Genomic DNA, 12,044 nt, shown 5'->3' with positions numbered 1-12,044 from the left:
GAAGAAAAACGGGGCGTGGATCCGCTCTCCTCGGCCGCCGGCGTTCGTAATCGCTTTTAGGCGAGGCGCGGTGAGGTTTAAACATTTTTAAACGCGATGGTGACTGGGCGCACAGCGGAAAGTGTGTGCACCTGGAAAACATTTAAATAGAAGCTGAATACTGTTCGGGCAGCTCGACCGCTCGCCGAGTATTACTCGATGATCACGGACAGGCTGAACCCAGGCTGTCTGACTGACAAATAATGGCCTGTTTTTTATTGCGCCGCCGTTGAAATAAATGGCGGCCCTAACAACGGTCACATTCATCTGATAGGCCCGTATCAATTGGTCATCGCGCCCTCTCTGCTACATGGAAAACTGACGTGGCGCAGACATTATTTTCATATTTCAGCGATTAACCTCCGAACCAGACTTTACTTAAATACAATCAATTGAACCCGGCAACCTGATTAAGCAAACGTATACCTGACACACCACCCGCAACGGTAACTTCGCCATGCTGATGTCGTGCACGGGCTTTATACAATTTACGACCGCCGCGTTAATGCGCCTGTGGTTTCGTGCGTTCAAATATCGGACTTTCAGTGGGGCATCCTATTATGAATGAGGCGTTTCTTCCTTTCTCGCGGCCTAGCCTGGGCGATGAAGAAGTGGCGGCTGTTACCCGCGTGCTGCGCTCCGGCTGGATCACCACGGGCCCCGAATGTCAGCAGCTCGAAGCGCAGTTCGCCGAACGGGTCGGTGCCCGGCACGCGGTGGCGGTTTCATCGGCGACAGGCGCCATGCACATCGCCTTGCTCGCGCTGGGCGTCGGCCCCGGCGATGAAGTGATCACGCCCTCGCAAACCTGGGTCTCGACGGCCAACATGATCTGTCTGCTGGGCGCCACCCCGGTGTTTGTCGACGTTGACCGGGACACTTTGATGACCGATGCCGATTTGATCGAGCAGGCCATCACCCCGCGCACCAAAGCCATTGTCCCGGTGCATTACGCCGGCGCCGCCTGCGATCTCGACCCGATTTACGCCCTGGCCGAGCGCCACGGCATCGCCGTCATTGAGGACGCCGCCCACGCAGCAGGCACCGGCTACAAGGGCCGTCCGGTGGGCAGCCGTGGCACGGCGATCTTTTCCTTCCATGCGATCAAGAACATGACCTGCGCAGAAGGCGCGATGTTCGTCACCGATGACGCGAAACTGGCTGACCGGGTGCGCCAGCTGAAATTTCACGGCCTCGGCGTCGATGCCTATGACCGCCTGACCCTGGGCCGCAAACCCCAGGCCGAAGTCATCGAGCCCGGCTTCAAATACAACCTGGCGGACATCAACGCCAGCATTGCCCTCGTGCAACTGCACCGGCTCGATCACATCAACGAGCAACGCCGCCGGCTGGCCAGCCACTATCTGGACCGACTGGCAACCAGCCCGGTCACACCGCTTTCTCAGCCCGTGTACCCGCAACAGCACGCCTGGCACCTGTTCATTCTGCGCATCGACCCCGAGCGCTGCGGTCTGGACCGCGACGGGTTCATGAAGGCGCTGCAAGAGCACCGCATCGGCACCGGCATTCACTTCATCGCCACGCACCTGCACCGCTATTACCGCCAGCGCTTCCCGGACGTACACCTGCCGAACACTGAGTGGAATTCGTCGCGGCTGTGTTCGATCCCGCTGTTCCCGGACATGACCCGCGACGATGTCGAGCGGGTGGTCCGCGCCATTGAATCCATTGTGGAAGCGCACCATTGAAAGCCTATCCCGTCCGCTGTGTGTCCATCGTCATCCCGGTCTACAACGAGGCACAAAGCCTGCCCGAACTGCTGCGCCGCACCGAGGCCGCCTGCGCCCTGCTCGGCCACGCCTTCGAAATCGTGCTGGTCGACGATGGCAGCCGCGATGCCTCGGCCGAGCTGCTTCAACAGGCCGCCGAGCGCGAAGGCAGCAACGTGGTGGCGGTCATTCTCAACCGCAATTACGGTCAGCACGCGGCGATCATGGCCGGCTTCGAACAGTGCAAGGGCGATGTGGTGATCACCCTGGACGCCGACCTGCAGAACCCGCCCGAAGAAATCCCGCGTCTGGTGCGCCTCGCCGAACAGGGCTACGACGTGGTCGGCACCGTGCGCAACCATCGGCAGGATTCCGCCTGGCGGCGCTGGCCGTCGAAGCTGATCAATCTGGCCGTGCAGCGCTCCACCGGCGTGGCGATGAACGACTACGGCTGCATGCTCCGCGCGTACCGGCGCACCATCGTCGACGCCATGCTCGCCTGTCGGGAGCGCAGCACCTTCATTCCGATTCTGGCCAACAGCTTTGCCCGGCACACCACGGAAATCCTGGTCGAGCATGCCGAGCGCGAGCACGGCGACTCCAAGTACAGCCCCATGCGCCTGATCAACCTGATGTTCGACCTGATCACCTGCATGACCACTACGCCCCTGCGTCTGCTGAGCATCGTCGGTTTCGGCATGGCGCTGCTGGGCGTGCTGTTCGCACTGGCGCTGGTGGTGCTGCGGCTGATCTTCGGCGCGCCGTGGGCCGGGCACGGCACCTTCGTCCTGTTTGCGGTGCTGTTCGTGTTCACCGGCGGACAGTTCATCGGCATGGGCCTGCTCGGCGAATACCTCGGGCGCATGTACAGCGACGTGCGCGCGCGGCCGCGTTTTTTCATTGAAAAAGTCGTGCGCGGATCCCCCGTAACAGCGCTCGATGCTGCCCATTCTTCTGCCCCCTCTTCTGCCCCTGCTTACGCCCACAAGGTCGCACCATGAACAAAAAAGCTGTCGTTTTTGCTTACCACGATATTGGCTGCGTTGGCCTGCAGGCCCTGCTCGACGCGGGATATGAGATCGCTGCAGTGTTTACCCACGCCGATGATCCCAAAGAAAAAACCTTCTTCGGCTCGGTGGCCCAGTTGTGCGCGCAGCACGAGATCGTCGTCCACGCGCCGGAAGACCCCAACCACCCGCTGTGGCTTGAGCGCATCGCCCGACTCGCGCCCGATTTCATCTTCTCCTTCTACTACCGCCAACTGCTCGGCGAACCGTTGCTGGCCTGCGCCAAAGACGGCGCGTTTAACCTGCATGGCTCGCTGCTGCCGAGGTATCGCGGCCGGGCGCCGGCCAATTGGGTGCTGGTAAACGGTGAAAGCGAAACCGGCGTGACCTTGCACCAGATGGTCAAGCGCGCCGATGCAGGGCCCATCGTGGCGCAGCAGCGGATCTCGATCAGCCCGACTGAAACGGCGCTGACCCTGCACGGCAAGTTGCGTGAAACCGCTGCGGATCTGCTCTCGGAAACCCTGCCATTGCTTGCCCGGGGTCAGTTGTCGGGGACACCCCAGGATGAATCTGCCGCCACCTATTACGGCCGTCGCACCGCTGCCGACGGCTTGCTCGACTGGTCACTCCCGGCGACGCGGCTGGGCAATCTGGTCCGCGCCGTTACCCAGCCCTACCCCGGCGCCTTCTGCCCGGTGGGTGAGCACAAACTGATTGTCTGGGCCGCGCGAGCGGAGGTCGGTAACAGCGGCGAGGCGCACGGCACCGTGCTCGGTTGCGAGCCCTTGCGCATAGCCTGCGGCGAAGGCTCGCTGGTGATCAGCGCCGGCCAGCGTGGCGACGACGGTCTGTACCTGAGCGGCGCCCAACTGGCTCGAGAGTTCGGTCTGGTAGAAGGGTCACGCTTACAGGGCATGGACCCGCGCCGCTCGGTCCGGCGCACGCGCGTGCTGATCCTCGGCGTCAACGGTTTCATCGGCAATCACCTGTCGGAGCGTTTGCTGCAGGACGACCGCTACGAAATCTATGGCATGGACATCGGTTCGGACGCCATCGAACGCCTGCGCGCCAGGCCGAACTTTCACTTCATCGAAGGCGACATCAGCATCCACACCGAGTGGATCGAGTACCACATCAAGAAGTGCGATGTGGTCTTGCCGCTGGTGGCCATCGCGACGCCCATTGAATACACGCGCAACCCGCTGCGGGTGTTCGAGCTGGACTTCGAGGAGAACCTGAAAATCGTCCGCTACTGCGTCAAGTACAACAAGCGCGTGATCTTCCCGTCGACCTCGGAGGTGTATGGCATGTGCCAGGACGCCAGCTTCGACGAGGACACCTCGAACCTGGTGGTCGGCCCGATCAACAAACAGCGCTGGATTTACTCGGTGTCCAAGCAGTTGCTGGACCGGGTGATCTGGGCCTATGGGCAGAAGGGTTTGCAATTCACCCTGTTCCGCCCGTTCAACTGGATGGGGCCACGGCTGGACCGGCTGGATTCCGCGCGCATCGGCAGCTCACGGGCCATTACTCAGCTGATTCTGCACTTGGTCGAGGGCACGCCCATTCGGCTGGTCGACGGCGGCGCGCAGAAGCGCTGCTTCACCGATGTCGTGGACGGCATCGAAGCCTTGGCGCGGATCATCGAAAACAAGGGCGGTCACTGCAACGGCCAGATCATCAACATCGGCAACCCCGACAACGAAGCCAGCATTCGCCAACTGGGTACCGAGTTGCTGCGCCAGTTCGAAGCCCATCCGCTGCGCCACAACTTCCCGCCATTCGCCGGGTTCCGTGAGGTTGAAAGCCAGTCGTTCTACGGCAAGGGCTATCAGGACGTCAGCCACCGCAAGCCGAGCATCGACAACGCGAAGCGACTGATCGGCTGGACACCGACCATCGAGCTGAGCGAAACCATCGGCAAGACCCTGGACTTCTTTCTCCGGGAAGCCATGGCGGAGAAGGCGGAAATGACCCTCACCCCCGGCGCACGCGGCTGATGATGGCCGGCCTGCGCATCGACGTCGACACCTGGCGCGGCACCCGCGACGGCGTGCCGCGACTGTTGGACCTGCTCGACGAAGCGCAGGTCAAAGCGACGTTTTTCTTCAGCGTCGGCCCGGACAACATGGGCCGCCATCTGTGGCGCCTGGCGCGGCCGCAGTTCCTCTGGAAAATGCTGCGTTCGCGAGCGGCCAGCCTGTACGGCTGGGACATCCTGCTGGCGGGCACCGCGTGGCCCGGCAAACCGATTGGCCGCGACCTTGGGCCGCTGATGCGCCGCGCCCGGGACGCCGGTCATGAAGTGGGCTTGCACGCCTGGGATCACCACGGCTGGCAGGCCAATGCCGGCCGTTGGAGCGATGCCGAGCTGACCGATCAGATCCAGCGCGGCGTTGCCGTTCTCAGCGACATTCTCGGCCACCCGGTGACCTGCTCCGCCGCCGCCGGCTGGCGCGCCGATGAACGCGTGGTGCAGGCGAAAGAGGCATTCGGTTTTCGCTACAACAGCGACTGCCGGGGGACGTCGATATTCCGGCCGGTGCTGGCCGACGGCACCTTGTGCACACCGCAGATTCCGGTGGACCTGCCGACTTACGACGAACTGGTTTCGCCACAGCTCGACGCACGGGCGTTCAACGACGACATCCTCGGGCGGTTCGCGGCATCGAAGCTGAACGTCTACACGGTTCACGCCGAGGTGGAGGGCATCGTCATGGCACCGGCTTTTCGCGCGCTGTTAAGTGAAGCGAAAACCCGTGGCATCCACTTTCAACCCCTTGGCGCGCTGCTGCCGAATTCACTGGATCACGTGCCTTCAGGCCAGTTGGTTCGCGGCGTTTTGCGCGGCCGCGAAGGCTGGCTGGGGGTGCAGCGATGATCAAAGCCGAACACCGCAACATCGCCCTGCTACTGCTGGCCTTTGTCGCGGCGTATGTGCTGCCGCTGGGATTCCACGGTTTGTGGATTCCCGATGAAACCCGCTACGCCCAGATCAGTCAGGAGATGCTGCACAGCGGGCACTGGGCGGTGCCGCATTTCATGGGCGTGCGTTATTTCGAGAAACCCGCTGCGGGCTATTGGCTGATTGCCGTGGGTCAGGCCATTTTTGGTGAAAACCTGTTTGGCGTGCGCATCGCGTCAGCGTTGAGCAGCGGCCTGAGCGTGGTGCTCGCTTACGGGCTCGCCGCGCGCATGTGGAACGACCCGCGCAAGAGCTTCGCCAGCGCGCTGCTGTTCATGAGCTTCGCGTTTATTGCCGGGCAAGCCGGTTACACCAACCTAGATCCGCCGTTCACGTTGTGGGTCAATCTGACGCTGGTGGGGTTCTGGTGCGCCATTCACAGCAGCGGGCGTGCTCGACTGGGTGCCTGGACGGTGATCGGCCTGGCCTGCGGCATGGGGTTCATGACCAAGGGGTTTCTGGCCTGGGCGCTGCCGGTGATGATCACCCTGCCCTACATGCTCTGGCAGCGGCGCGTCGGGGAACTGCTTCGCTACGGCCCGCTGGCGGTGTTGATTGCCATCATCGTGAGCCTGCCGTGGGTGCTCGCGGTGCATGCTCAGGAACCGGACTTCTGGCGGTTCTTCTTCTGGCACGAACACGTCCGGCGCTTCGCCGGGGCCGATGCCCAGCACGCCGAACCCTGGTGGTTTTACCTGCCGCTGCTGGTGGTGGCATGCCTGCCGTGGGCCGTGTTGTTGCCGGTTACGTTTCGCCAGGCCTGGCAGTGCAGGCGTCGACCCGATATCGCTTTTCTGCTGCTGTGGCTGCTGGTGCCGCTGGCTTTTCTCAGCGTCAGCAACGGCAAGCTGCCGACCTACATTCTGCCGTGCCTGCTGCCGGTGGCGCTGTTGATGGCCGATGGGCTGATCGAACGGCTCAGGCAAGGTCGGCTCACCGCCTTGCGCGTCAACGGGTGGCTGAACGCGGCGGCTGGCGTGCTCGGCCTCGGCGCGCTGCTCTGGCTGCAAATCAAACAGCCGGTGTACGCCCACGAACCGCTGAACCTGCTGCTGGCGATCGTCGTGTTGATCGGCTGGTGCGCGAGCAACGCGCTGCAAGGCCTGCGCCCGCTGAAATATTGGGCAGCACCGGCGCTGGGCTGCTGGCTGTTGGTGGCATTGCTGCCCGCCGCGCTGCCCGATGACGTGGTGTACAACAAAACCCCTGACCAATTCGTGCTCCGGCATCAGACGCAACTGGCGGCCAGCATGCACCTGCTGAGCAATGATCTGGGCGCGGCCTCGGCACTGGCCTGGCGCCTGAACAGAACCGACGTGTCGTTGTTCAACACCTGGGGCGAGCTGGAATACGGCCTGGGCTACCCCGACGTCAAAGGGCGCGAAGTCACCCTTAAAGGGATAGATGAGTGGATGACCCAGGCCCGGCGCGAGGGTCAGGTCGGCGTGGTCATGCGCGGCCGAACCGACGAGGAGCTGCGCGAACTCGAACTGCTGCCCAAGGACGCCGAGCGCTTCGACGAAGGCAATCTGATCATCCTCATTTACGCGAAGACAGGGCCATGACCTGGCTGCTGCTGTTGGGCACCTGCGGGCTGACGTGCCTGGGCCAGGTCGCGCAGAAGTGCGCGGTGGAACGCTGGAGCGGAACGTTCCCCGGCTTGCTCGCCGCCGCGCGCTCGTTCTGGTTGTGGCTGGCCGTGGGCTGTCTGGGATTGGGCCTCGTCGGCTGGCTGCTGGTGTTGCAGCGCCTGGAGGTCGGCATTGCCTACCCGATGCTGGGCCTGAATGTGGTGCTGATCACCCTGGCCAGCCGCTTTGCTTTCAAGGAATCCATCGACGCCGTCCATTGGTTGGGCGTCGCGTTGATTCTGGCCGGTGTCGTGTTGCTGGGGCGTCAGGCATGAGCCGGCGCAGCGCAACACTGTGGGCGATGACCAGCGTGTTGCTGGTGAGCGCCGCGCAACTGGGCATGCGCTGGGGCATGGGTCATCTGCCCCCGCCTGATGCCTGGCCGGGTTTGCGCGGGCTGACGCAACTGGCCCCCTTCGCCGTGGCGGTGATCGGTGCCGCGATCCTCGCTTACGCCCTGTCGATGCTCGCCTGGCTAATGGCGCTGCGTGATCTTCCGCTGAGTCGCGCCTATTCGCTGCTCAGCGTCAGCTACGTGCTGGTGTATGCACTCGCTGCGGTTCTGCCATTTTTCAACGAGACGTTCACGGTATCGAAAACTTTGGGCGTCATGCTGATCGTGATGGGCGTGCTGACCATCAACCTTCGGCGCATTTCCAGCACTCTTCCACAGGGCTTTTCGTCATGAAAATCAGCGTTTTCGGTAGCGGGTATGTCGGGCTGGTGCAAGCGACCGTGCTTGCTGAAGTGGGCCACGACGTGGTCTGCATGGACATCGATCAGACCAAGATCGAGCAGTTGCGCCAGGGCCAGGTGCATATTTTCGAACCGGGGCTGGCCAATCTGGTGCGAGAGAACCTGGAGAACAAGCGCCTGCAGTTCACCACCGACACCCAGCTGGCGGTCGAGCACGCCGAGGTGCTGTTCATCGCCGTAGGCACCCCGTCCCGCGATGATGGTTCTGCGGACCTGGGGGGATTTTTCGCGGTCGGTGAAGCCATCGCGACGTACCGTTCGGAGCCGCTGATCATCGTCGAAAAGTCCACGGTGCCGGTGGGCAGTGGCGACGCCTTGCGCGGACACATCGACAAGGCCCTGCGCCAGGCCGGGCGGTTGTTGCAGTTCGATATCGTCTCCAACCCGGAGTTTCTCAAGGAAGGCTCGGCGGTCAACGACTGCCGGCGTCCGGACCGCATCGTCATCGGCTGCGACAACGACGCCGTGCGCAAAGTGATGCGTGAGTTGTACGCGCCGTTCAACCGCAACCATGACCGGATCATGTTCATGGACCTGCGCAGCGCCGAGCTGACCAAGTACGCGGCCAACTGCATGCTGGCGACCAAGATCAGCTTCATCAACCAGATCGCCGAACTGGCCGAGCACCTGGGCGCAGACGTTGAGTCGGTCAGGCTGGGCATCGGCGCGGATTCGCGCATCGGCTATGACTTCATCTACCCCGGCTGCGGTTATGGCGGCTCGTGTTTCGGCAAGGACATTCGCGCCTTGATCCACAGCGCCCGTGAAGCCCATTGCTCCAACGACCTGCTGGCGGTGGTCGAGGCCATCAACGAGCGACAGAAGAACAAACTGTTCGAGCGGGTAAAAGCCTTTTACGAAGGGGATCTGCGCGGCAAGACGTTTGCCTTGTGGGGCCTGGCATTCAAGCCGAACACCGATGACATGCGCGATGCGCCGAGCCGGGTGCTGATGGAAGCGTTGTGGGATGCCGGCGCCACCGTGCGGGCGTTTGACCCGGAAGCGATGCAAGAGACGCAGCGTCTCTACGGCAACCGCAAGGATCTGATTTTGATGGGCACGCCGGAGTCGACGTTGAACGATGCCGACGCGCTGATCATCTGCACCGAGTGGCAACAGTTCAAGGCACCGGATTTCGAGCTGATCCAGCAACGCCTCGCCGCGCCGGTGATCTTCGACGGCCGCAACCTGTACGACACCGAGCGGCTGGCGCGCAGCGGCTTTCACTACTACCCGATCGGCCGTGGGGAATCCTGCGAGTTGCCGATCCCGCAGAAGCAGTGGCTGCCGTACAAAAACGTCGCGGGTGGGGCGATGTTGTAGCGGCCGGCGTGCTGGCCATTAGATCTGTGGTGTGACGCCTGACGCTTTCCCGGCTAAAGCCGGTCCCACAATTGTGTCCGGCGCCGGTCCCGCTGAATTCACGCGATGCGTTTAGTGGGACCGGCTTCAGCCGGGAAGAGGCCGGTTTGGACACCCCAAAAATTGCAGCGTGACGCCTGACGTCTTCCCGGCTAAAGCCGGTCCCACAATTGTGTCTGGCGCCGGTCCCGCTGAATGCACGCGATGCTTTTAGTGGGACCGGCTTCAGCCGGGAAGAGGCCGGTTTGGACACCCCAAAAATTGCAGCGTGACGCCTGACGTGTTCCCGGCTAAAGCCGGTCCCACAATGGAGTCTGGCGCTGGCCCTACTGAATCCACGCGATGCGTTTAGTAGGACCGGCTTCAGCCGGGAAGAGGCCCGGGTGTGCGCCATAAATTTTGCGGTGTGACGCCTGACGTCTTCCCGGCTAAAGCCGGTCCCACAATTGTGTCCGGCGCCGGTCCCGCTGAATGCACGCGATGCTTTTAGTGGGACCGGCTTCAGCCGGGAAGAGGCCGGTTTGGACACCCCAAAAATTGCAGCGTGACGCCTGACGTCTTCCCGGCTAAAGCCGGTCCCACAATTGTGTCCGGCGCCGGTCCCGCTGAATGCACGCGATGCTTTTAGTGGGACCGGCTTAAGCCGGGAAGAGGCCCGGGTGTGCGCCATAAATTTTGCGGTGTGACGCCTGACGTCTTCCCGGCTAAAGCCGGTCCCACAATTGTGTCCGGCGCCGGTCCCGCTGAATGCACGCGATGCTTATTGATGATCGTCCCCACGCTCCGCGTGGGAATGCAGACCAGGACGCTCCGCGTTTATGGACGGCGTTCTGCAGTCGGGGCGGAAGTGACGAAGTAGTAGATTCGTTCTCCCACCTTGAAGGTATCGAGCACCCGCAGGGGTAACGCGGGAGGCGACTCGCTTTCCATCACCACCACCCTGTCAGCGCCCAACGCCAGAAAACGGTCCAGTGCTGTGCCGGCCATGACGCTTTCGAGCAGGCTCTGGCTGTAGAACACGCCGGCGCCCGCCAATCGCTCGCTGGGTTGAAACAGCGCCACCTGCACCCCTTGCTGTTGCAGGCCATGGATTTTTTCCGTCAATGGCAGGAATGACAGCTGCTTGTCCTCGCGCGGCGCAAGCCATTGCGCTGCACCCAGGTAGGTGACGACCACCAGCAGGACACCCGCCGCGCTAATCCCTCGACGATGGCGCATCACCGCCGCCGCAACCGCCGAACCTCCAGAATGCGCGCGGACCCTCGCCACAAGCACCCACGCATATTCGGCAGCAATGACCGCAGCGGCCGGCGCCAGGGACATCAGGTACACCGTGCGTTTGCTCGACGCCAGGGTCAGCAGCAGGAATTGGGCGAACAGCCACAGGGTGAAGAACACCAGATAACGGTTATTCACCAGTTGCTTGCGAAAGTGCCAAAGCCCCAGATACACCAACAGATTCCACGGCAAAAACGCTTCCGGCAGTTTCGCCAGGTAGTAATAGAACGGCTCGTAGTGCCCGGCTTCGGTAAACGAACCGCTGAACCGGCCAACGCTGTTGGTCCACAGCACCTCTTTCAATGACGCTGCACCGCCCTGCCCGTACAGAAAACCCAGCCAGACGATAAGCGGCACCAGCGCCAACAGGGTGAAGGCTGCAGGGCGAATCCAATCAACAACCTTCAACCGCTTCTGCCGGACAGTCTCGATGACCAGCCAGAAGAAAATCACCACACCCGGCAGCGCCAGGCCCAACACGCCTTTGCTCAAGGTTGAAATCACGATGCCCAGCGTGAACGCGAGCCAAGGGCTTAGTCCCGGCGCCCCGCGTCGCGCGCCCTCGCTGGCGTGGAAAAACGCCAGCAGCGCCAGGGTCACGCCGAGGGACAGTAACGCATCCTCGCCCACCTGCCGCGCATTGCTCCAGAAGCTGGCCGTTGTCGCCAGCATGAACGCCGCCAACCAGGCCACAGAGGCCGGGCGTCCGAACCGCAACAGCATTCGGTAAAGGAGCAATACGCTGAACAGCCCAGCGAACGCCGACGCCAGCCGCACCGCAAATGGCGTAGCGCCGAAGACGCGGATCGACGATGCGTCCAGCCAGACGCTCAGGGGCGGTTTCTCAAGAAAGGGCTGTCCGTTAAGGGTCGGCGTCACCCAGTTGTTGCTCAGGTGCATTTCCATGGCGATGCCTGCCACCCGCGGCTCTGTCGAGTTCTGCAGTTGGTGATTGCCCAGCGCGAAGAAGCACAGAACAGCTGCCAGTACGAACAACGAGAGCGCACGAGAAGTCATCGAGGGAGTACCGGGACTGTTGATTGTCGGCAGTATAGGCAGCGCTGTGTTGAAGTCTTGTCAACGCCCCGTCAACACCTGATTGGCCGGCCGAGCGTTTCAGAGGATGGCTGACAAACGCGCACTTACCAATGATCACTGGCATACTCTGCGCCGCAATTCAAAGCGCCCAAGCGCCCATACTTTTGCCATCGAACATTAAACACTGACGAAGTTTTCACACTCAGGCCACACAACTTTAACGACGCCAGCCCGA

General features: G+C 62.4%; 8 protein-coding genes and 1 pseudogene. 8 read left to right on the top strand and 1 reads right to left on the bottom strand.

Features of this window, described 5'->3' with window-relative positions; genetic code table 11:
• Positions 1-599 precede the first annotated feature (599 nt).
• The 8 genes and pseudogenes from arnB to L4G42_RS04010 all read left to right on the top strand — a co-directional run bounded on the left by arnB (position 600) and on the right by L4G42_RS04010 (position 9,454).
• On the top strand, positions 600-1,748 hold the full coding sequence (gene arnB / locus L4G42_RS04045; protein WP_237252612.1) for a UDP-4-amino-4-deoxy-L-arabinose aminotransferase: 1,149 nt from the start codon (positions 600-602) through the stop codon (positions 1,746-1,748).
• Complete coding sequence (arnC, locus tag L4G42_RS04040) at positions 1,745-2,770, top strand: undecaprenyl-phosphate 4-deoxy-4-formamido-L-arabinose transferase (RefSeq protein WP_237252610.1); 1,026 nt, start codon at positions 1,745-1,747, stop codon at positions 2,768-2,770. Before arnB ends, arnC begins: the two co-directional genes overlap by 4 nt.
• A complete protein-coding gene (gene arnA, locus L4G42_RS04035) occupies positions 2,767-4,779 on the top strand; it encodes a bifunctional UDP-4-amino-4-deoxy-L-arabinose formyltransferase/UDP-glucuronic acid oxidase ArnA (protein WP_237252608.1) in 2,013 nt (670 codons plus the stop codon). The genes arnC and arnA overlap by 4 nt, the downstream gene beginning before the upstream one ends.
• Positions 4,779-5,660, top strand: a complete 882-nt coding sequence (arnD, locus tag L4G42_RS04030) for a 4-deoxy-4-formamido-L-arabinose-phosphoundecaprenol deformylase (RefSeq protein ID WP_237252607.1) — start codon at positions 4,779-4,781, stop codon at positions 5,658-5,660. Before arnA ends, arnD begins: the two co-directional genes overlap by 1 nt.
• Complete coding sequence (arnT, locus tag L4G42_RS04025; protein WP_237252605.1) at positions 5,657-7,309, top strand: lipid IV(A) 4-amino-4-deoxy-L-arabinosyltransferase; 1,653 nt, start codon at positions 5,657-5,659, stop codon at positions 7,307-7,309. Before arnD ends, arnT begins: the two co-directional genes overlap by 4 nt.
• Entirely contained in the window at positions 7,306-7,650 is a 345-nt protein-coding gene (locus L4G42_RS04020) for an EamA family transporter (RefSeq protein ID WP_237252604.1), read from the top strand. The genes arnT and L4G42_RS04020 overlap by 4 nt, the downstream gene beginning before the upstream one ends.
• Positions 7,651-7,676: 26 nt before the next feature.
• Positions 7,677-8,082, top strand: a pseudogene (gene arnF, locus L4G42_RS04015) (4-amino-4-deoxy-L-arabinose-phosphoundecaprenol flippase subunit ArnF).
• Positions 8,060-9,454 carry a UDP-glucose dehydrogenase family protein gene (locus L4G42_RS04010; protein ID WP_237259557.1) on the top strand — a complete coding sequence of 465 codons (1,395 nt, stop codon included), beginning with the start codon at positions 8,060-8,062 and terminating at the stop codon, positions 9,452-9,454. The pseudogene arnF and the gene L4G42_RS04010 overlap by 23 nt, the downstream one beginning before the upstream one ends.
• A gap of 855 nt (positions 9,455-10,309) precedes the next feature.
• On the opposite strand, the gene L4G42_RS04005 is transcribed toward L4G42_RS04010, so the two are convergent.
• Positions 10,310-11,788, bottom strand: coding sequence for an ArnT family glycosyltransferase (locus L4G42_RS04005; protein ID WP_237252600.1), 1,479 nt, complete (start codon positions 11,786-11,788; stop codon positions 10,310-10,312).
• Between the last annotated feature and the right edge of the window lie 256 nt (positions 11,789-12,044).

Source organism: Pseudomonas petrae, from assembly GCF_021728295.1.
Lineage (GTDB): Bacteria > Pseudomonadota > Gammaproteobacteria > Pseudomonadales > Pseudomonadaceae > Aquipseudomonas > Aquipseudomonas petrae.
Note: the sequence above shows the minus strand (reverse complement) of the source record. Positions and strands in the feature narration are given on the sequence as shown.